The organism is Nocardioides rubriscoriae (assembly GCF_008087085.1).
In the GTDB taxonomy this organism is placed as follows: Bacteria; Actinomycetota; Actinomycetes; order Propionibacteriales; family Nocardioidaceae; genus Nocardioides; species Nocardioides rubriscoriae.
On sequence record NZ_VIYJ01000010.1, the window covers coordinates 109,332 to 130,092 of the forward strand.

The window sequence follows — 20,761 nt, forward strand, 5'->3', positions numbered from 1 at the left end:
GGGCACGCTACCGCCGACCGGGCCGCGCCGCGGCCGATCGGGCCCCACGGTCGGGCGGTCAGGCGGTGGCGGCCAGGGCGCGCGACAGGGCCGCGACGTCCTGGTAGCCCACGAACCTCGACCGGAGATCACAGGCCTGGTGGAGGGTCGACTGCGACGTCTGCATCGAGTCCGGGTTGCGGGCGTCGCCGATCTCCACCACGAGGGTGCCCGGGGCGCAGAATGCCGCCAGGTGCAGGGCTGAGCCGGCCGAGCCGGCGACCACCGCGGCCCCGGACACCAGTCGGACCTGCTCGCGCACCGACAGCGTCTCGGGTTCGACCACCTGGTAGCCGCGGAGGTGGAACTCCTCGTCGAGCCGGCGGTCCCAGGATGCTGACGAGCGCCCGGCCTTGGTGCGGTTGAACGAGCGCCGTGACAAGAAGATGCGTCCACCGGGCGCGGACGGCTCGCCGGCGGCCACGGCCATCCGCCGCCACAGGGCGGCTGCTTCCTGGCGGATCCGGCTGCGGAACACCACGGGGCGCTCCGGCACCGTCAGTCGCTCGACGGTGACCGGGCGGCCGCGCACCACCATGACGGGCAGCTCGTCGTAGCCGGCCAGTGCGAGCAGGCCGGACTGCCAGGTGTGCAGGTCGGCCGGCTTGGCCGAGCCCCGGGGGTGGGGGAGCGGGTGGGGGCCACGGAAGCTGCGGTGGGCGACCAGGCCCTGGAGGTCGCCGGGCCGGGGCAGCCACAGGGTCGGGAGCACCTCGACCAGGAAGTGCCCGAAGTGGTTGCTCCAGTGGCCGGCGTAGACCCAGTGTCCGGCCAGCCGGGTCGCCCGGGCTCCGACCGTGACCCGCTCCGGGTCGGTCGCGATCGCCGCGTTGCTGTTGGCCGCCGACCAGGTCCGCTGGGACTCCCGGACGAGCTCGCCGTCCTGCGTGTGCACCGCACCGCGCATCCACTTGTGCGGTGGATGCTCCGCGTTGGTGTCGCCCTGTTCGTAGCCCGAGACGGTCGCCGGGGCGACCAGGGAGATGCCGAGTCCTTGTCCCACGCAGCGAGGGTACGTCGGGCGGCGCCCGCTCGACGTACCCTCGCCGGGCGCGCACGCCGCCTGCTCGTGGTGATGAGAGGATCCGGTCGTGCTCACGACCTGGACGACACAGCCGGCTCCTCGTGCGTGGCGGGGCCTCGGCCGGCGGGTCGCCTGATGCCCGTCCTGGTCCTGGTCACCGGGTCGGGTCGCTCGGGCACGAGCAGCATCGCGGGCGCGCTCAAGCGGCTCGGCCACCACGTCCCGCAGCCCGAGAAGCAGGCCGACGAGTCCAACCCGCGCGGCTACTACGAGTCGTCGTGGGTCGCGGCCTTCCACGCCCGTTGGTTCAAGGCCCTGCGCGTGCGGGCGATCGACACGCGACCCGATGCCGGCCGCATCGTGATGGACGACCTCGACGAGGGCCGCGAGCAACGCCTGGCGACCTGGCTGCGCGGCCAGCTCGCGACCCGCGCCGACGACGACGTGATCGTGATCAAGGACCCCCGCGCGTTCTGGGTCCTTCCCTTGTGGCGCCGCACCGCCCGGGCCACCGGCTGCGACCTGGTGAGCCTCACGATGCTGCGCCACCCGTCGCAGGTGGTCCGCTCCAGCGACGCCGCCTACCTCACCGAGCGACCCGACGCCGTCCGGCTGCAACGCGAGTCGACCAACGTGGCCGCGTGGGTCAACGCCCTGCTCGTCGCCGAGCTCGAGACGCGGGACAACCCGCGCGCCTTCGTCCGCTACGTCGACCTGGTCGCCGACTGGCGTACGGCGGTCGGTGGGGCGCTGGCCCACCTCGGGCTCGATCCGGGCGACCTGACGGCCCCGCACCCCATCGACGACTTCATCACCCCTGCGCTCAACCGGGCGGCAGACAGCTGGGACGGCCTGGCCGTGCCCCGGTCCCTGCGCGAGCTGGCCGACCGGGCCTGGCAGGCGGCGCAGGCGCTCGTGGAGCATCCATACGACCCGGCGACCTCAGCCTCCTTCGACGCGCTGCGCCACGAGTACGACGAGCTCCACACCGCCTCGCAGGCGATCGCCGCCGACGCGTGCGACGCGCGCGTCCGCGACGTCAGGACCCGGCTGCGCCAGCGCCTGGAGGAGCGCGACGCCGAGATCGCCCGCCTGCGCCAGGAGCTCGACGTACGCCCCGGCCGCCCGAGGGCCTAGCGCTCCCAGGGCGCGGCGAGCGGGAAGTAGAGCTCGAGGAACTCCGTGACCATCTCGGCGACCAGCTCGGGGTCACGCGCGAAGTCGTGGCCGTCGCCCAGGCAGAAGCCGTCGCGCTCGCGGTGGAGCAGGTCCTTGAGCTTGCGGCGCACGACGGTGTCGGTGATGTCGACGAACGCGAAGTCGGTGGTGCCGACGTGGGCGCGCCCGGTCAGCAGGCCGTAGTGCTGCGCCAGCGAGGACAGCATCGAGACGTCCTGGGCCGAGCGGAACGGCGAGCGCAGCGTCGCCTCGACCTCGGGGGCAAACCGCTCCGCGACCTCGGCGAGGGTCGAGACCCGGTGGGGGTGCGGGGTGTGCAGCATCGTGTTGACGGTGGTGGCGCCGAACGCCTCGGCCAGGAGCCGGCGGTTGTTGTCGGCGGCCAGCGCCCACGGCAGCGTGCCCTGGCCCGGCAGGCCCACGACGGTCGGGGACGGGAAGACCGCGGCCGTGCCGGCCGGGGCGAAGAAGGCGTCGGGGCCCAGCGGCGTACCGAGGAAGACGTCGTCGTTGAGGTAGACGAAGTGCTCGGCGAGGCCGTCGATGCGGTGCACCGCGGCCTCGATCGCGTGGGAGTTGAAGGTCGGCAGCGCGTCGGCGGGCAGCAGGTCGCGGTGGTCGACGACGTTGATCGACGGGTGGTCGGTGTCGAGCCAGGCGGGCACCTGCCGGTCGGTGACCAGGTGGACGGTGCGCACCCACGGCGCGAACAGGTGCACGCTGCGCATCGACCAGCGCAGCTCGCCGCGGTCGACGTAGCGGGCGCGCCCGCTGGCGGCCCGGGTCAGCATCGTGGGGTCGCTGCCGGTGACCTGCGCGAGCCGGGCGACCCGCCGGGCCTCCCAGGCGGGGTCGGCGCCGTCGACCCAGGTGTAGACGACGTCGACCGGGAAACGGCAGTCGTAGACGGTGGGCCCGGCCATCACCGGCAGGGTCGGCACGTCGAGGTCGTGCACGCGCGTGGTGACGGTGCTCGCGCCGCGGGGCAGCGAGGTCGTCCAGGCGGCGCGACCGGGGGAGTGCAGGGCGCCGTCGGGGCCCTCCTCCCAGAACTCCACCGCCACGCCGCAGCCCCGGCCCAGCAGGGCGCCGCGGGTGCGGTCGGCGTTGTAGGGGCTGACGACCAGCGGCCAGGGCTCGAGCTCGAGCCGGCCGGTGCGGGCGCGCAGCAGCGGGGCGAGCATCTCGTCGGGCCGGCCGCGGCGGCTGGGCCAGCCGTGGTGCTCGGGGTCGTGGACCGAGACGTACGCCGGGAGCGCGCTGTCGCCGGTCAGCGCGGTGACGAACGCCGCCCGTGCCTCCATCGGCAGCACCACGGTGGCGGGCAGCTCACGCAGCGGCGGCACCACGAACCACGCGTCGGTGACCGCAGCGGCCAACCGGGTCGCGGCGCGCAGCGTCTCGTGACGGGCCTGGGCGGGGGTGACGCCGACCGCCTCGTGGCCGGGCGGGGCGACGCCGACCAGCGGCAGGGTCGGCGGGGTGCCCCGCGTGGTCAGGACGGTGCTGCTGCGCCCGCCGCTGGTGGCGCGGCGCTTGGTGACGTCGTCGAAGACCTGCAGCCAGCGCGCGGTGACCGACGCGCTGTCCCAGGTCGCGGCCTTGGCGCGCGCCGCGGCGCCCAGGCGCAGCCGCTCGGCCGGATCGGTCGCCAGCCGCAGGATCGCGGCGGCCAGCCCGGCCTCGGAGCGCTGGGTGACCAGCAGGCCGTCGACGCCCTGGTCGATCTGGTCGCGCGGCCCGGTGGGCATGTCGTAGGCGACGACGGGCACGCCGGCGGCCATCGCCTCCTGGATCACCAGCGGGAAGCCCTCACCGGGCTGCGAGGTGAGCGCCGACATGCTGGCCCGCGCCCACTCGGCGGTCATGTCGGAGGTGGGGCCGGGCAGCTCGACGCGGTCCCACAGCCCCAGGCGGCGTACGGCGCCCATCGCCTCGAACCGGGCGGGACCCTCGCCGAAGATGCGGACCCGCCACTCGGGGATCTGGTCGGCGACGCTGGCGAAGGCGCGCAGCAGGGTGGGCCACTGCTTCTCGGTCGCCAGCCGGCCGACCCCGACGATCACGGGCTCGGTCAGCGGCGAGCGGGGCCGGAAGCCGGGCGCCAGCGCGTTGGGCACGACGACGACCTCGGGGGCCGCGGTGCCGAGCTCCCGGCGCAGCCAGTGGGCCATCGGCTCGGTGAGCATCGCGACGACGTCGGCGCGGCGGGCCTGGTCGAGCAGCAGGTCGCGGCTGCTGGCGCGCGACGCCGACGAGCGGTGCTCCTGGTGCACGACCGCGGTGCGCGCGGGGGCCAGCTGCACGGCGTAGGCCAGCATCGAGGGCGTCACGGTCACCAGCACGTCGGCGGCCAGCACCGGCAGCGCCGTCTCGAGCGCGGCGTCGGTGCGGGCGTCGACGTGGGGGTCGGTGCCACGGGGGATCAGCAGGGGCTCGCGGCCGGCGAGGTGGTCGAGCGAGCCGTCGACGAGGTCGCGGACGCGGACCCGCGGGTCGATCGGGAAGTGGTGGCCCGAGGTGGGCGGGAAGACGCTGAGGATCTCGACGTCGTGGTGGTCGGCCAGCGCGTTGGCCTGGGTGACGACGGCGCCGGCGGTGCCGCCGATGTCGTGGACGGTGGAGATCAAGAAGGCGATCCTCATGCGTCGGCCTCTCGTCGGGCGGTGGCCAACCGGCCGTCGCGCAGCCACCGCAGCTCGACGCCGGGCTCGAGCATCGGCGGCAGGGCGACCGCGAGCTGCGGTCGGTCGATCACGTTGCGGGCGCGCACGACGGGCAGCCCGTCGACCAGGACGGGCGCCGGCTCGCCGGGCTGCAGCCCGGTGAGCGCGCCGAGGACGACGTGGTGGTCGGTGACCGGCAGCTCGACCCCGCCGGCGGCGAGCGAGCCGGTCGCGACGTCGAGGCGCAGCTCGACGCCGTCGTCGACCCGGCGCAGCCCGAGCAGGGTGACCGCGGGCGCGACGGCCGTGCGGCGTACGACGAGCTCGTCGTCGACCACGTCGACCGAGAGCTGCCACCGGCCGTCGCGGGTGCGGGGAGCGGGGACGGTCGGGCCCGCCGGGCGGGGCGGCAGCGCCGCCGTCACGGGCGCGGCCTTGCGCCCGTGGCGCAGGCGCAGCTCGAGGGCGGGGTCGTCGGTAGCGGCCAGCGCCGCCGCGAGCGGGAACACCGCGACCAGGAGGTCGCCCTCGGTCTCGGCGGGCACCTCGAGGTCGGGGGCGCCCGGGCGCTGCAGCACCAGCCGGTCGTCGTCGGCGCCGCGCACGGCGAGCCACAGGTGCTCTCCGTCGGCGACGCGGGCGTGGACCGCGCTCGCGGTGGAGGATCGGGAGAACAGGCCCATCTAGACAACCTCCCACGGGGCCGCGATCGGGTAGTAACGCTCGAAGAAGTCGCCCAGGCTGCGGTCGAGCCGGTCGGCGGCCAGCGCGTGGTCGTGGTGGTCGCCCAGGCAGAGGAACTCCTGCTCGCGGCGCAGCGCCCGCCTCAGCTGGGCGTCGACGCCCGCGTTGGACAGGTTGACGAAGGTGAGCGGGTGCTCGGCCGCGTCGGCGACGTAGGCGGTGCCGGTGAGCAGGCCGAAGTGCTGGGCCAGCGAGCTCAACGTCGACACGTCGGTGTCGTGGCGGAACGGCGAGCGCGCGGTCGCGGCCAGGGCCTCGGGGAAGCGCTCCTCGAGCGCCTGCAGCACCGACACCCGGTGGGGGTGCGGGCTGTGCGCGAGCGTCATGGTGCTCACCGCGCCGAAGGCCTCGCGCAGCAGCGCCCGGTTGTTGCGGGCGGCCCGGGAGAAGGGTGCGGCCTGCGTCGACTCGTCGAGCCCGACCGCGAGCTGGGAGAGGAAGACCGCGGTGAGCCCGGCCGGGCTGAAGAACGTCTCGGGGCGCACCGGGCGCCCGAGGAGCACGTCGTCGTTGAGGTAGACGAAGTGCTCGGCCAGGCCCGGCACCCGGTGCAGCCCGGTCTCGATGGCGTGGGAGCTGAAGGTCGGCAGCGCGTCGGCCGGCAGGATCTCGCGGTGGTCGACGACGTGGACGTCGGGGTGGTCGGTGGCCAGCCACGACGGCACCTGACCCGCGGTGACCAGGTGGATGCGCCGCACCCACGGGGCGAACAGGTGCACCGAGCGCAGCGAGTAGCGCAGCTCGCCGCGGTCGACGTAGCGCGCGCGACCGCTCGAGGCCGGGGTCTGCGCGGTGCCGGCGACGTCGCCGGACAGGGCGGCGAGCCGGGCCGCGCGGGCGGCGTCCCACGCCGGGTCGTGGCCGTCGACCCAGGTGTAGACGACGTCGACGGGGAAGCGGACCTCGGTGACCGTCGGGGCCAGCATCAGCGGCAGCGACCGGACGGCGACGCCGTCGACCTCGGCCTCGACGGCCCCGTGGGCGACGAGGTCGGGCGGGATGCGGTCGGCGTAGGGGTTGCGGCGCGGGGCGACCAGCGCCCCGGTCGGGTCGGTCTCCCAGAACTCGATCTCGACCCCGCAGCCGGTCGAGAGCAGCGACGGCGCCCCGTCGACCAGCGGCCACGGCTCGAGGCCGACCACCGACGTACGCCCGCGGCGCAGGTCGGCGGCCAGCGCGGCGACGGTCCCGCGGCGCTCGGGCCAGCCGGCCTCGGCCGGGTCGCGCAGGCAGAGGTACGACGGGCAGCCCGGTCGGGCCAGCGCGTCGAGGACCGCGGCGCGCGCCTCGACCGGCACCACGACGGTGGGCGCGGGGTGCTCGTGGGCGGGCACGACGAGCCAGGTGTCGGTGGCCGAGCGGGCGGCCTCGACGGCCCAGGCCAGGGCGGCGTGGCGAGCCGCGGCGGGCGTGACACCGGCCAGGGCCGGGCCCAGGTCGGCGGTCGGGTCGGGGGCCACCGGTGGCAGGTCGGCCAGCGCCCGGCCGGTCAACCGTCCCCGGTCGTCGCGCCGCTCGCGGGCCTCGGTGAAGACCTCCATCCAGCGCTCGGCGATCGTGGCGGGCGCCCACTGCGTGGCCGTCGCCAGGGCGCCCCGGCCCAGGCGCTCGCGCAGGTCGGCGTCGGTGGCCAGGCGCAGCAGGGCGGAGGCCATGCCGCTGGTGGCCTGGGGGGCGACGAGCAGACCGTTGACCTCGTGCTCGACGATCTCGCGCGGCCCCGAGGGGGAGTCGAAGGTCGCGACCGGCACCCCGGCGGCCATCGCCTCCTGCAGCACCAGCGGGTAGCCCTCGGTGCGCGAGGTCAGCGCCGCGACCGAGGCGCTGGCCCACTCGCGGGCCATGTCGGGCACGGTGCCGGGCAGCTCGACGCGGTCCCACAGGCCGTGCTTGCGCACCTGCCGGGCCAGCTCGGTGCGCTGGGGGCCCTCGCCGCAGATGCGCAGCCGCCAGCCGGGCATCGCGTCGGCGACCTCGGCGAACGCGTCGACCAGGCGGGGGAACTGCTTCTCGCCGACCAGCCGGCCCGCGGTCACGACCAACGGCCGCTCCAGCGTCGAGCGTGGCGCGAAGCCGAGCGGCAGCGGGTTGGGCACGACCACGGTGGTGGGAGCCAGGGCACCGAGCTGGTCGCGCAGCCACGCCTCGACGGTCGGGGTGAGCAGCGCGACCACATCGGCGCGCGGGGCGTGGGCCAGCAGCGGCTCGAGCCCCCCGCTGCGGTCGTGGGAGGCGCGGTGCTCCTGGTGGACGACGACCACGCGGTCGGGCACCAGCGACACGGCCGCGACCAGCAGCCCGGGGGTCACCGTGACGAGCACGTCGAGGTCGAGCCCGGGCAGCGCGGACTCCATCGCGACGTCGCACAGCGCGGTGAACTGGGCGTCCCAGCGGGCGGGCACCAGCGCCGACTCCCGGGCGTGCAGCGCCCTGCTCAGGTCGGCGGGCAGGCCGTCGAGGGCCGGGCGCCCGGGGTCGCGCAGGTCGACGAGGTGGCGCACCTCGATGCGCGGGTCGATCGCGTAGTGCGGGCGCTGCGCCGAGCGCGTGATGCTCACCATCGTGACCGCGGCGACGTCGGTGCGCGCCGCGAGGGCGTTGGCCTGGGTGATGGCCGAGCGGCTGGTGCCGCCCATGCCGTCGAGGTTGAGGACCAGGAAGCCGATCCGCATCCCCTCGCCCGCGCCGCTCATGCCTCGTCCGCCTCGGCGAGCCGGGCGCGCAGCAGCCCGTCGCCCGACCAGCGCAGCCGCAGCCGGCCGACCGAGGGCAGCGGGGCGCCGCGACCGGGGTCGGGCAGGTCGTCGTCGCGGCGGCGTACGGGCAGGCGGTCGGGGCCGACCAGGACCGGGGCCATCGTGGGGCCGGCCTGTCCGAGCAGGTCGTCGGTGTCGAGGGTGAGCGGCCCGTCGGGTCCGGTGACCTCGAGCCGCAGCGCGTCGGGGCCGGCGTCGACCGTGACCAGCTCGTAGGCCGGGGCGAGCGGCTCGGTGCGCAGCCGCAGCGTGGCGTCGTCGGCGCGCTCGAGCACGTGGCGCGTGTCGCCGCCAGGGGCCGCGGGCACCCGCGCGGCGGGCAGCGGCCCGGTCACGAGCGGGGTCGCGCGTCCGTCGGCGACCAGCACCACGTCGTACGACGTCGCTGCCGCCGGCAGGGAGGCCAGGTCGAGGCGTGCCGCGAGGTGGCCCGGCCGGTCGTCGACCTCGCGCGGCAGGTCGACCACGCCGTCGGGCCCGCGCAGCGCGAGCACGCCGGGCTGCGCGGCGATCGCGAGCCACAGGCGCCGACCGTCGAGCACCCCGGCGAAGACGGTCTCGACCCCGCCGACGGCGGCCCGGGGTGCGCCGGGCGCGTCGGACGCGTCGTCGGCGCGGCGGCGGAGTCTCACCGGCGCAAGATTAGGGCGTCAGGCACCGCCGATGCCGTCGGGCCCCGCTGCCTGCTCGTCGAAGTTCTCGTGCTCGAGCAGGTGCAGCACCGGCACGTCGAGCTGGCGGCGGGCCTTGGAGGTCCAGTCGAGGCGGAACAGCTCGGCCACGACGTGCGGCTGGGTGAGGACGATCGTCTCGCGGCCGTCGACCTCCTTGACCTTGGCGACCAGCTCGTCGATCGGGGGACCGGTGACCAGCGTGCTGGTCGCGACCGTGGCGCCGGCGGCCTCGAGCGCGGCGACCGAGGCGGTCAGGTCGGCCTGCGCGCGCTGGCGGGAGTCCTCGCGCACGGCGTCGAGGTCGACGGTCTCCATCGGCATCGCCGGCGTGGCCAGCAGCTCACTGCCCGACAGCGAGCCGAGCGAGGCCTCGACGCGGGCGGCGGCGTCGTCGACGGGCAGCAGCACGTGGTAGGTCACCGGGTCGTCGAGACCCTCGTGCAGCGAGCGCACCTGGCGGGCGTCCTGGGCGGTGAGCGCCTGCTCCACGAGCAGGACCACGTCGTAGTCGGCCATCAGGTGTCTCCTTGGGTCGGGGTCGTGGGGGGTGCGGCCGAGAGGACCTCGGCGAGGTCGTAGCTCACGGGCTGCTCCAGCTGGTCGTAGCCGCACGAGGTGGGGTCGCGGTCGTCGCGCCAGCGCTTGAAGTGGGCGGTGTGGCGGAAGCGCCGGCCCTCCATGGCGTCGTACTTGACCTCGAGCACGCGCTCGGGACGCAGCGGCACGAACGACAGGTCCTTGCCCTGGCTCCACCGGCTCTGGGTGCCCGGCACGCGGTCCGGGTTGGCGGTCAGGAACTCCTGCCAGCGGCCCCACGGGTGGTCGGCGATCGGCACCACGAGCGGCTGCAGCTCCTCGATCAGCGCGGCCCGGCGTACGGCGGTGAACGAGGCGCTGACGCCGACGTGCTGCAGCTCGCCGTCGGCGTAGAGGCCGAGCAGGAGGCTGCCGAGCAGCGGCTGACCGGGGGTGCTGGTCTTGTGCTCGCGGTAGCCCGCGACGACGACATCGGCGGTGCGCTCGTGCTTGACCTTCATCATCGTGCGTCCGTTGGGCGTGTACGTCGCCCCGAGCGGCTTGGCGATGACGCCGTCGAGCCCGGCGCCCTCGAACTGGTGGAACCACCGCTCGGCGACGGCGGGGTCGTCGGTCGTGCGCGTCAGGTAGCAGGGGCCGCCGCGGCCGATCAGCCCCGACAGCGCCTCGACGAGCGCGGCGCGACGCTCGACGAACGGGCGGTCGACGTAGGACTCGTCGCTCAGGGCCAGCAGGTCGAAGGCCACGAAGCTGGCCGGGGTCTTGCCCGCGAGCATGTCGACGCGCGAGGCCGCCGGGTGGATGCGCTCCTGCAGCACCTCGAACTCCAGGCGCTGACCGATGGCCACGAACACCTCGCCGTCGAGCACGCACCGCTCGGGCAGCTGCTCGCGCGCAGCCGCGACGAGCTCGGGGAAGTAGCGGGTCAGCGGCTTGGTGTTGCGGCTGGTCAGCTCGACCTCGTCGCCGTCCTTGAAGACCAGGCAGCGAAAGCCGTCCCACTTGGGCTCGAAGCTGAGACCGGTGATGCCGTCGTGGGTGTGCCGGGCCGGGTCGGGCACGCCGGTCACGGCCTTGGCGAGCATCGGCTGCACGGGTGGCATCACGGGCAGGTCCACGGACCTACCTAACCACGCCGTGCCCCGGCGCGGACTCGCGTGGGCCGGTGCGACCGGGGTGCGGCTGGCCCGTTCGGGCTACTCGCGCCTGGTCATTTCAGACCATCATGACTATTTGCTCTAGTGATTTGATCGACATTAGGCATGTTTGGCTTGACCCGCCCGACGGGAGGTCCCAAAGTGAACCCGCCCGGTCCACTTTGAGGACCTTCTCGGGGGCAGTCGATCGATCGCGGACCCGTCCGCGCCTGGTGCACGAGGAGGATCCCGCCGGTGTCCGACGAGACCGCCGTGCTCGACCCTGTCGATCTCCCGACGGACCCGGCACCCGACACCCCGCGCCAGGTCGTGCGCAGGCGGTCGCTGCAGGACCTGCTCTTCGTCCACAGCGTGCGCGGTGCCGGGTTGCTGGTGCTGGTCGTCACCGGCTCGATCGGGGTCTTCCTCGGCATCTCGTCGGTGCCGACGCTGCAGCACTACGGGCTGTCGTACTTCACGGAGTTCCGGTGGATCCCCAGCCAGGACGTCATCGGCATCAGCGGCGCCCTGATCGGCACCGTCGAGGTCGCCCTGCTGGCGCTGTGCTTCGCGATCCCGTTGTCACTGCTGACGGCGCTGTTCATCACCGACTGGGCGCCGGCCCGGCTCCGGCCGACCCTGGTGCTGCTGGTCGACATGATGGCGGCGGTGCCCGGCATCATCTTCGGGCTGTGGGTGCTGTTCCTGATCCAGCCGCACGCCGCGCACGTCGCCCACTGGCTCAGCACGTACTTCGGCTGGATCCCGTTCTTCCACGTGCGCACCGACGTCGACTACCCGATCTGGAACCAGCTGCCGGGCTACCCGTCCTACGCCGGCTCCGCGTTCATCGCCGCGATCGCGGTCACGATGATGATCTTCCCGATGGCCACCTCGGTGATGCGCGAGGTGTTCGGCCAGGCCCCGGTGGGGGAGAAGGAGGCGGCCCTGGCCCTCGGCGCCACGCGCTGGGCGATGGTCCGCACCGTGGTGCTGCCCTTCGGCAGGAGCGGCGTCATCGGCGGCACCATGCTCGCCCTGGGTCGCGCGCTCGGCGAGACCATCTCGGTGGTGCTGGTCCTCCAGCTCAGCTTCGAGCGCAAGCCCTACGTGCTCGAGAACGGCAACGCCACCATCTCGGCGACCATCGCGGCGTTCTTCAAGGAGGCCGACGCGGCCCAGCTCTCCGCGCTCCTCACCGCCGGGTTCGTCCTGTTCGGCATGACCCTGCTCGTCAACAGCATCGCGGCCGGCATCGTGTCGCGCTCACGCGGATCGGACGTGACCGACCTGTGACCGCCACCCTTCCCGAGCGCCAGCGCCGCCGGGCCGACCTGCGTCGCGTCGGCGGCCCGGTCCCGCCCGTCGAGCCCGAGGTCGTGCGGCCCACCGGCGCGCGCACCCGCGAGGACGTCTACACGCTCGCCGGTGCCGCCGCGGCCTCGCTGGCCACGACCTGGATCTTCTACGCCCAGGTCTTCCCCTTCTCCGGCGCGATCGGCTTCACCGTCTGCTGGTACGCCGTGTTCGTCGGCTACTACGCCCTGCTCACCAGCCTGGCCCACCCGCGACCGGTGGTGGTCGACCGTGTCGTCGCCACCGCCGTGATCGGCGCGCCCACGCTGGTGGGGGTCGCGCTGGCCAGCGTCGTGGTGATGACGCTGCTCAAGGGGCTGCCGGCGCTGACCCACCTGACCTTCTTCACCCAGGACATGTCCGGGGTGCAGCCCGACGCCGACTTCGACTCGGGCGGCATCGTGCACGCCATCATCGGCACGCTGATCGAGGTCGCGATCGCGATCGGCATCGCGCTGCCCCTCGGGGTCGCCACCGCGGTCTACATGTCCGAGGTCGGCGGGCGCACGGCCCGCCTGGTCCGCACGGTCGTCGAGGCGATGACGGCACTGCCGTCGATCGTCGCGGGCCTGTTCATCTACACGATCTTCCTGGTGAGGTTCGGCTTCCCGGCCAGCGGTCTCGTCGCCGGGCTCGCCCTGGCGGTGATGGCGCTGCCGATCATGGCGCGCGCCGCCTACGTCGTGCTCGGGGTGGTGCCCGGCGGGCTGCGCGAGGCGTCGTACGCCCTGGGCGCGACGCAGTGGCAGACGGTCTGGCGGGTCGTGCTGCCCACCGCACGGCCCGGCCTGGCCACGGCGCTCATCCTCGGCATCGCCCGCGCGGTCGGCGAGACGGCGCCGGTCCTGCTGACCTCGGGCGCCTCGACGTTCACCAACGTCAACCCGTTCAAGGACCCGATGAACTCGTTGCCGCTGTTCATCTACACCGCGATCACCTCGGGCGTGCCGCAGCAGGCGGGCCGTGCCTACGGCGCCGCGGCGGTGCTGCTCGTCCTGGTCCTCACCCTGTTCGTCGTCGCCCGGCTCGTCGCCGGCGGAAGGAAGAGCCGATGACCCGCTCCCGGACCCGGGCCGCCCGGGCCCTGCTCCTGCTGCTCGTGAGCCTGGGAGTCCTCGCCGGCCCCGGTGCGGCCGGCACCGTCGCGAGCCCCCGGGCCGAGGTCGCCCAGCGGGCGGCGTACGAGCTGATCAAGGGGTCGGGGTCGTCGTGGGCCGGCAACGCGCTCGCGCAGTGGGTCCCGTCGGTCGACGACAAGGGCATCAAGGTCGTCTACACGCCCAACGGGGCGGCCCAGGGTCGCAAGGACTACGCCAACAAGGCCTCCGACTTCGCGGTGACCGACTCGCCGTACCGCGGCAAGGACCCCTCGACCGGGGCGATCGACTCGCCACTGGGCCGTTCGTTCGCCTACCTGCCGGTCGTCTCGGGTGGGACGTCGTTCCCCTACAACCTGGTCGTCGGCGGGCAGCGGGTGCGCAACCTGCGGCTGTCGGGCGAGACGATCGCCAAGATCTTCACCAACAAGATCACCAACTGGAACGACCCGGCGATCACCGCCGACAACAACGGCCGCGCCCTGCCGTCGATCCCGGTGATCCCGGTGGTCCGCGCCGACGGTGCCGGTGTCAGCAACCAGTTCACGACCTGGATGGTCAGCCAGTACCCCGACCTGTGGCGCGAGTGCAACGGCGGCCGCTCGACCCCGACCGACTACTACCCGGTCAACTGCGGGGAGACCCGCGGGCCGATGCGCGGGCAGGCCGGCTCCGACGGCGTCATGAATTTCGTCAAGGGTGACGGCGCCAACGGCGCGATCGCGATGGAGGAGTACTCCTACCCGCTGCTCGCCGACTTCCCCGTCGCCAAGATGCTCAACGAGGCCGGCTTCTACACGCTGCCGACGCAGTACAACGTGGCCGTGGCGCTGACGAAGGCCGAGATCAACGACGACCCGCAGGACCCGGACTACCTGACCCAGAAGCTCGACAAGGTCTACACCAACCCCGACCAGCGCACCTACCCGCTGTCGTCCTACGTCTACGCGATCATCCCGACCGCCGCCAACGACTCGACGATGACGACCAAGAAGCGCCAGTCGCTGGTCGACTTCCTCAAGTACTCCATCTGCGAGGGCCAGTCGACCGTCGGCAAGATCGGCTACTCGCCGCTGCCGGTCAACCTGGTGCAGGCCAGCTTCACCCAGGTCAACAAGCTCAAGACCGCCGACCCCGGGGTGCAGTTCGACGCCTCGATCATCCAGAACGTCAAGAACTGCTTCAACCCGACGTTCGTGCCCGGCAAGCCCCAGGTCAACCACCTGGCCCAGATCGCGCCGCTGCCCGCGTCGTGCGACAAGGTCGGTGCGGGTCCCTGCGCCGACGGTGTCGGTGCGTTCAACGATGACCCCGACGAGAACGGCCAGGTCCCCGACGACGCCAACAGCGGTGGCGCCGGCGGCGGTGCGGGCGGCGGTGGCGTGGGCGCCGGCGGTGGTTCGGGCGCCGGCTCCGGCGGGCCGGCCCCGGTCGCCGGCGGCGCCACCGGTGGCGGTGCCGGTGTGCCGGCGGTCGACACCAACGGCGACGGCGTGCCCGACGCCCCGGCGCCGGGCTCGGGTGCGGTCGCAGGCAGTGGCGCGGTCGTCGACGGTGCGGTCGCGGGCTCCCCGGTCGTGGCCACCACGCTCGACCCCGACGCCGATGCCGGCTCCTCCACGATGCTGCTGGTCCTCGTGGCCGGGCTGTTCCTCATCGCCCTCGTCGTCCCGACCGTCGTCGGACGGGCCTCGCGTCGTGGCGGTGCGGCGTGAGGGTCGCCCACCGCCGACGTGCCTCGCACGTCCTGCTCGCCCTGTCGTTCGTCCTCGCGGGCGTGGCCGTGCTGGCGCCCGCCCTCCAGGGCGGGGCCCAGGCGGCCGAGGAGGGCTCGGTCACCCGCTCGGTCACCGCGACGCGGTCGTTCACCGACGCCGACGGCAACACCACCGAGGTGTCGAGCAACACCGTCACGCTCACGGTCTCGCAGACGGCCAACCTGCGCGGACGCCAGGAGGTCCACGTGTCCTGGCGGGGCGCGGTCCCGACCGGCGGCATCGTCAACGACCCGCACTCCTCCGACGGCCGCAACCAGGAGTACCCCTTCGTGCTCCTGCAGTGCCGCGGCGTCGACAGCGCGGGGGCGGTGCCCGCGGGCCAGGTCCGGCTCTCGCCGGAGACCTGCTGGACCCAGACCACCCCGGAGCGCTACCTCGCGGCCGGCACCCCCACACCCGCCTGGCGCTTCGACTCCTTCGCCACGCCCGCCGACCGCGCCGCGGTGGTCGGGGCGCCGGCCGAGCTGCCCGCCGCCTGCCGCGGCAGTGAGCCCTCCGCGGCCCGCTGGCTCCCGATCCGTTCGCTGAGCGGCGAGGTCTACTACGGCGGCCCCGACCCCGAGGGCGGCTGCGTCTCGCTGGCCCCCGAGACCGACAACGCCGAGGCCGGCGCACTGCCCGCGAACACGACGTACGGCGTCACCGGCACCGACGGCACGGGGGAGACCGACTTCTCCGTGTGGACCGCGGCCGAGAACGGCACGCTCGGCTGCACGGTCTCGGTGTCGTGCGCCCTGGTGGCGGTACCGATCGTCGGCCTGAGCTGCGACGCGTACGGGACCGCGCTGCCGGCCGGGCAGCCCCAGACCACCCGCACCGGCGTACCCCTGAGCGAGAGCCAGAAGGCCGCCGCCGACGCGTCCTGCCGACGCACCGGCGCCTACCAGCCGGGCGAGCCCCGGACGAGCACGACCTCCGACCAGGCCGTGCGCGGCCAGCTGTGGTGGTCGGCGTCCAACTGGCGCAACCGGATCACGGTGCCGCTGCAGTTCGCCGCGACCGGCACGGTGTGCGACGCCAACACGACCGAGGCGCCGGTCGAGATCCTCGGCTCGGTCGTGCTCAACGAGCTCACCGCCTCGTGGCGGCCCACGTTCTGCACCCGCGACGACCTGTTCTCCTTCACCCACATCCAGCAGTCCGACGCCCTGGCCCGCACGCTGGTGGAGAGCGGTGAGCTCGACGGCATCTTCAGCACCATCACCCCGGCTGACGGCTACACGCGCCCGGTGGTGCAGGCGCCGACCGCGTTCGGCGGGTTCGCGATCGCGTTCAACATCGACGACACCTCGCAACGTCGGCGTACCCAGCTCAAGCTCGACGCCCGGCTGGTCGCCAAGCTGCTCACGAGCTCCTACCCGGCGATGGCGGTCGTGCGCGACAACCACCCCAGCATCGGGGGCAACCCGCTCAACATCACCTTCGACCCCGAGTTCCAGGCGCTCAACCCGGGCCTCCCGGTGACCAGCAACGTGGAGGCGGCGGCCGCGCTGCAGATCTTCTCCTCCAACTCCGACCTGCTCCACGCCCTGACCTCGTGGATCGACGCCGACCCCGAGGCCCGGGCCTGGCTCGACGGCTACGCCGACCCGTGGGGGATGACGGTCAACGAGGCCTACCGCCGCATCGACCTCCCGGTCGACTCCTGGCCGCTGCGCGACTCGTGGCTGGCGCCGGACTTCTACAAGAACCAGAACCCCTGCTACGGCAACAGCCCCTCGCCGCTGCTGCAGCTCGTGCTCAACCCGGTGTCCAACCTCGGCACCGTGGTGACCGACATGCAGTACTCCACCTCGTCGGTGCTGACCGCCTGCCGCTTCGACGGCTCGGACCAGAACACGCTGTCCTTCAAGCAGCAGGGACGTCAGACCGTGGGCTACCGGTTCGTCCTGGGCCTGGTCACGCTCTCGGCGGCCGCGCGCTACAACCTGACGACCGCCGAGCTGCAGACGACCTCGAGCGTCGCGCCGCGCCAGCAGTTCACCGACGCGACGGGCCGCACGTTCGTCAAGGGCGACACCGCCGGCCTGCAGGCCGCGGCCCGCCTGCTGAGCGCCGACCCCGACACCCGGTCGTGGTCGCTGGACTACGGCGCGCTGTCGAGCCAGGCGGGGGCGGCGGCCTACCCGGGGGCCATGCCGGTCTACACCGTCGTGCCCACGAGCGGTCTCGACGGCGCCGCCGCGACCAAGCTGGCCACGCTGCTCTGCTACGTCGACGGCGAGGGTCAGGTGTCCGGCACCGCCAACGGTCAGCTCCCCGCCGGCTACCTCCCCCTGACGCAGCCCAACGGGCTCGGCGCGCAGCGGGCCTACCTGCGCACCTCGATCGCAGCCGTGCGGGCGCAGACCGGGGCGACCCCCGCGCTCGACGCGGTCGCACCCGAGCACGACGTGGCCTGCGATTTCAGCTCGAAGCCGGTCGTGCCGACGCCCACCCCGACCCCGACCCCGACCCCGGACGCACCGCAGGCGCCCGCCGCCGTCGACCCCGCCGCCCCGGTCGTCGACGCCCCGGTGGCCCCCGACGCACCGACCAAGGCCGCCCCAACCCGGGCGGTGCCGGTGCAGGAGCAGGCCCCCGTGGAGGCGGCCCCGGTGCTGACCGCCGGCCAGACCTCGCTCTTCGGACGGCTCGGGCCCGGCGGGCTGCTCGTGCTGGCGCTGGCGACGGCGATCGCCGGCTCCCTGATGCGCTGGTACGACGTCGTGGCGGCCACGCTGGCGGCCCTGGCCGCCGGCCGCGGCACCAAGGGCGGGCGGCGCCGATGAGCGCGATGCTCGACCTCCCCGCGCCCACGGTGCTGCGCACCGAGGCGATCGACTCCTCGCCCCCAGGCGGCGCCGTGCGCGACCGGGCCCGGTTCAGCGGCAGCACGATCCTGCTCGGCCTGTCGCTGGCGATGGTCTGGACGCTGGTCTACTTGACCGTCCTCAGCGGCTTCGAGCAGGCCCACACCCAGCACGGGCTCTACCAGCAGCTGCGCAGCGAGCTGGCCGAGGGCACCGCCCCGACGGCGGCGCCGATCCCGACCGGCGACCCCGTGGCGCTCCTCTCGGTCCCAGAGGCCGGCATCGACGACCTCGTCGTGGTCGAGGGCAGCCGCCCGGCCCAGCTGCAGGACGGTCCGGGGCACGTGCTCAGCACCGTGCTCCCCGGCCAGGTCGGGCTGACCTCGATCGCCGGCAAGAGCCTGAGCTTCGGTGCGCCGTTCAAGCGCATCGGCGAGCTCGGACGGGGCGACTCGATCACCGTCACCACCCAGCAGGGGGTCTTCGCCTACCAGGTGATCGGGCCCCGCCGCGACGGCGACCCGGTGCCGGCGGCCCTGCTCGCCGGCGACCAGGGGGTGCTGACGCTGCTGTCCGCCGACCGCGGAGCCATCTCGGCGGGCAGCACCCTCTACGTCGACGCCGTGCTGGTCGGCGACCCCGCCGTCGCCGGCACCCGCGCCGCCAGCGACCCCGACGCCCGCCTGATGGAGTCCGGCACCGACGTCACCACGCTGGCCCTCCTCGTGCTGGCGCTGCAGCTGTTCGTCGGCGCGCTCGCGGCGTTCAGCTGGGCCTGGCACCGCTGGTCGCCCACCGCGACCTGGATCGCCGTGGGGCCGTGCGTCCTGGGCGCTGCCTGGCTGGTCTCCACCGTCGGGACCCGGCTGCTGCCGGGTCTGGTCTGAGGTCCGCTGCACGCGGTCGGACCCCTCCTACGTCCCTGCTCCATAACTCCGGTTCTTCACTACAGAAAGAGGAATTAAGATGTTCCACCGTCACACGAGCCTGGCGGCCGCCACGGTCGCCCTGACCGTCGGCGCCCTGGTGCTGTCGCACTCACCCGCCGAGGCCGACTTCTCCCCGCAGCCCAAGGACGTCGTGTCCACGGGCTCCGACATCATCCAGAACTCGTTCAACTTCCTCGCCGACGGCTACCACGAGCTGCCGGGCTACAACACGGCCGGCAACCGCTACCGCTTCGTCAACTTCGACTCCTCGGGCGACGCGCAGGGGCGTAGCGCCTTCACCGACCCGCGGCTGCTCCCGACGACCGACGTCGGTGGGGAGAAGTACATCAAGCAGAGCGACCTGCGCCTGCTCAACCCGACGATCTCGCTGCGGGCGGGCCAGGACCTCGTGGTCCGTCCCAGCGGCGGTGGCGCCGGTGGGCGCGACGCCATCCTCAACGACAACCTGGGCTGGATCGACGTCGGCCGCAGCCCCGACCCGCTCAACGCCAACCACCAGAACACGGCGCAGACCAACCTGGGCACCAAGCTCTACCGGATCCAGATCGCGACCGACCGCCAGCTGATCGCGGCGGCGACCACCACCAACGCGCCGGCCACCCTCGACGCGGGCACGATCCTGAAGATCTACAAGGGCGAGATCACCACCTGGGGCCAGATCCCCGGCTACAGCGGCGCCAACGCCGCCGAGACGATCATCCCGCTGATCCTGCCCACCGACGCCGGCATGTGGAACACGTTCGTCAGCAACGTCGGCAAGCAGAACCCGGGCGCCGGGGTCACCAGCGGCACGCTGCGCGCCAACCCCAACAGCATCCAGGTCCAGCAGAACGACCCGACCGCCATCACCAACCTGCCCGAGGCCCAGCGCCGCAACGCGATCGTGCCCTTCCCGCGGGGCCGGTTCCGCACCCTCAACAGCGGCTACTACACGCAGACCAAGGAGCTGGAGGGCACCCTCGCGGTACCGAAGACCAACCTCTACAACTCCGACCCCGGTCACCGCACTCCGGCCAACGCCGGAGGCATCCAGCTCCTCGACGGCGACAGCAACAGCGACGTGGCCTCGCCGACCGCGCCGTACGGCGGCAACTTCGCCTACAACGCGATCGTCCGCGAGACCGACCTGACCAGCACCACGCCCTGGCAGCCCGGCAGCACCCTCAACTGGGTGCAGGCGCTGTTCTACAACCCCGACGGTCCGGCGCCCTTCGTGCGCACGCCCGCCGGTGAGGCGCTGCTGACCGCGGCCGGCGTGACCCCGGACTACCACGTGTTCGGCACCGACAACGCCGAGATCGAGCTGGGCTGACCCCGCGGGCCGGCAGGAGACACTGATGACCGACACCGTGACCCGGCCCCGGCCCCGGCCGTGGCCCCGGCCGTGGGCGCCCGGCCCGCGGACCGGGCGGGGCCGACCGCTGGTCCTGCTCGTGGCGGGCGCCGTGCTCGTCCTGGGTCTCGCGGTGGTCGCCTGGCGGGCCGTTGCCGACGACCACCGGGGCGCGGAGGGTGGCGCTGCCACCGTCCCGTACGACGACCCGCAGGCGGCCGGGGGGATCACCCTGTGCTCCGACGACGGCACCGCCGTCACCGGGGGCAGCATCGACGACCGCCCGTTCGCGGACCTCGCGGTGGGGGAGACCGGGCTCCCGGGCACCCTCGACCCCGCGGGGGCCGTCGCGACGCTGTTCGGCTACCAGCCCCGCGCGGGGGTGGGGGCCGACGAGTTCAGCGGGATCCCGCTGACGGCAGCCGGCACGGTCGTCGACCCGCAGCAGCCCACTGTCCGCGTGACCGACCAGGTCTACTCGGTGGGCGACTTCGTCGCGGCCTTCCCGGCCACCGACGACGGGTTCGTCCAGCTGCGGCTCTACCTCGGCACGCCCGAGGCGGGCACCCTCACCGAGAGCTCCTACGACACCGCCGACCTGCGCGTCGACGGTGACCGGTGGGAGCTGGTCCACGGGGGCTCCGCTTCCTGCTCCGCCGCCGCGTCTCTCGTGCCCTCCCCCTGACCGGCCCGTCGAGCC

The 20,761-nt window shown here is 73.9% G+C and carries 15 protein-coding genes and 1 pseudogene; 8 read left to right on the plus strand and 8 right to left on the minus strand.

What is annotated here, in order from left to right:
* Window positions 1-58: 58 nt before the first annotated feature.
* The gene (locus tag FZC61_RS23210; RefSeq protein ID WP_170286176.1) at window positions 59-1,042 is read right to left on the minus strand and encodes a glycosyltransferase family 61 protein; all 984 of its coding nucleotides are present in this window, start codon (window positions 1,040-1,042) and stop codon (window positions 59-61) included.
* A 156-nt stretch (window positions 1,043-1,198) separates the two neighbouring features.
* Here FZC61_RS23210 and FZC61_RS23215 point away from each other — a divergent pair, with 156 nt between their 5' ends.
* Window positions 1,199-2,200, plus strand: coding sequence for a hypothetical protein (locus FZC61_RS23215; RefSeq protein WP_170286177.1), 1,002 nt, complete (start codon window positions 1,199-1,201; stop codon window positions 2,198-2,200).
* On the opposite strand, the gene FZC61_RS18305 is transcribed toward FZC61_RS23215, so the two are convergent.
* The 7 genes and pseudogenes from FZC61_RS18305 to FZC61_RS18325 form a co-directional block, all read right to left on the minus strand.
* Window positions 2,197-4,887 (minus strand): stealth conserved region 3 domain-containing protein, encoded by a 2,691-nt coding sequence (locus FZC61_RS18305; protein WP_170286178.1) that lies wholly within the window; start codon window positions 4,885-4,887, stop codon window positions 2,197-2,199. The genes FZC61_RS23215 and FZC61_RS18305 overlap by 4 nt on opposite strands.
* Window positions 4,884-5,591 (minus strand): hypothetical protein, encoded by a 708-nt coding sequence (locus tag FZC61_RS23220; protein ID WP_170286179.1) that lies wholly within the window; start codon window positions 5,589-5,591, stop codon window positions 4,884-4,886. Before FZC61_RS23220 ends, FZC61_RS18305 begins: the two co-directional genes overlap by 4 nt.
* Entirely contained in the window at window positions 5,592-6,467 is an 876-nt protein-coding gene (locus tag FZC61_RS24100; protein ID WP_425465827.1) for a stealth conserved region 3 domain-containing protein, read from the minus strand.
* Window positions 6,468-6,503: 36 nt separating this feature from the next.
* Window positions 6,504-8,345, minus strand: a pseudogene (locus FZC61_RS18310) (glycosyltransferase); the annotation flags it as partial.
* Window positions 8,342-9,040 (minus strand): hypothetical protein, encoded by a 699-nt coding sequence (locus FZC61_RS18315; protein WP_148615618.1) that lies wholly within the window; start codon window positions 9,038-9,040, stop codon window positions 8,342-8,344. The gene FZC61_RS18315 and the pseudogene FZC61_RS18310, both read right to left, overlap by 4 nt.
* 18 nt (window positions 9,041-9,058) lie before the next feature.
* Complete coding sequence (locus FZC61_RS18320) at window positions 9,059-9,598, minus strand: hypothetical protein (RefSeq protein ID WP_148615619.1); 540 nt, start codon at window positions 9,596-9,598, stop codon at window positions 9,059-9,061.
* Window positions 9,598-10,737 carry an ATP-dependent DNA ligase gene (locus FZC61_RS18325; protein WP_211357323.1) on the minus strand — a complete coding sequence of 380 codons (1,140 nt, stop codon included), beginning with the start codon at window positions 10,735-10,737 and terminating at the stop codon, window positions 9,598-9,600. The genes FZC61_RS18320 and FZC61_RS18325 overlap by 1 nt, the downstream gene beginning before the upstream one ends.
* A gap of 273 nt (window positions 10,738-11,010) precedes the next feature.
* On the opposite strand from FZC61_RS18325, the gene pstC reads away from it, so the two are divergent.
* The 7 genes from pstC to FZC61_RS18360 all read left to right on the plus strand — a co-directional run bounded on the left by pstC (window position 11,011) and on the right by FZC61_RS18360 (window position 20,746).
* Complete coding sequence (gene pstC, locus FZC61_RS18330) at window positions 11,011-12,051, plus strand: phosphate ABC transporter permease subunit PstC (protein WP_246142778.1); 1,041 nt, start codon at window positions 11,011-11,013, stop codon at window positions 12,049-12,051.
* Window positions 12,048-13,166, plus strand: a complete 1,119-nt coding sequence (gene pstA / locus FZC61_RS18335) for a phosphate ABC transporter permease PstA (RefSeq protein WP_246142779.1) — start codon at window positions 12,048-12,050, stop codon at window positions 13,164-13,166. The genes pstC and pstA overlap by 4 nt, the downstream gene beginning before the upstream one ends.
* Entirely contained in the window at window positions 13,163-14,923 is a 1,761-nt protein-coding gene (locus tag FZC61_RS18340) for a substrate-binding domain-containing protein (protein WP_148615621.1), read from the plus strand. The genes pstA and FZC61_RS18340 overlap by 4 nt, the downstream gene beginning before the upstream one ends.
* Complete coding sequence (locus FZC61_RS18345; RefSeq protein ID WP_148615622.1) at window positions 14,920-17,757, plus strand: hypothetical protein; 2,838 nt, start codon at window positions 14,920-14,922, stop codon at window positions 17,755-17,757. The genes FZC61_RS18340 and FZC61_RS18345 overlap by 4 nt, the downstream gene beginning before the upstream one ends.
* On the plus strand, window positions 17,754-18,665 hold the full coding sequence (locus FZC61_RS18350; RefSeq protein WP_148615623.1) for a class E sortase: 912 nt from the start codon (window positions 17,754-17,756) through the stop codon (window positions 18,663-18,665). The genes FZC61_RS18345 and FZC61_RS18350 overlap by 4 nt, the downstream gene beginning before the upstream one ends.
* 79 nt (window positions 18,666-18,744) lie before the next feature.
* Complete coding sequence (locus FZC61_RS18355) at window positions 18,745-20,040, plus strand: substrate-binding domain-containing protein (RefSeq protein ID WP_148615624.1); 1,296 nt, start codon at window positions 18,745-18,747, stop codon at window positions 20,038-20,040.
* Window positions 20,041-20,065: 25 nt separating this feature from the next.
* Complete coding sequence (locus FZC61_RS18360; RefSeq protein ID WP_148615625.1) at window positions 20,066-20,746, plus strand: hypothetical protein; 681 nt, start codon at window positions 20,066-20,068, stop codon at window positions 20,744-20,746.
* Window positions 20,747-20,761 lie beyond the last annotated feature (15 nt).

Bases quoted from the DNA above. Each gene is read 5' to 3' on its own strand.
- FZC61_RS23215 (WP_170286177.1), top strand. From the start codon at position 1,199: ATGCCCGTCCTGGTCCTGGTCACCGGGTCGGGTCGCTCGGGCACGAGC.
- FZC61_RS18360 (WP_148615625.1), top strand. From the start codon at position 20,066: ATGACCGACACCGTGACCCGGCCCCGGCCCCGGCCGTGGCCCCGGCCG.
- FZC61_RS18340 (WP_148615621.1), top strand. From the start codon at position 13,163: ATGACCCGCTCCCGGACCCGGGCCGCCCGGGCCCTGCTCCTGCTGCTC.
- FZC61_RS18350 (WP_148615623.1), top strand. From the start codon at position 17,754: ATGAGCGCGATGCTCGACCTCCCCGCGCCCACGGTGCTGCGCACCGAG.
- FZC61_RS18320 (WP_148615619.1), bottom strand. From the start codon at position 9,598: ATGGCCGACTACGACGTGGTCCTGCTCGTGGAGCAGGCGCTCACCGCC.
- FZC61_RS18305 (WP_170286178.1), bottom strand. From the start codon at position 4,887: ATGAGGATCGCCTTCTTGATCTCCACCGTCCACGACATCGGCGGCACC.
- FZC61_RS23220 (WP_170286179.1), bottom strand. From the start codon at position 5,591: ATGGGCCTGTTCTCCCGATCCTCCACCGCGAGCGCGGTCCACGCCCGC.
- FZC61_RS18355 (WP_148615624.1), top strand. From the start codon at position 18,745: ATGTTCCACCGTCACACGAGCCTGGCGGCCGCCACGGTCGCCCTGACC.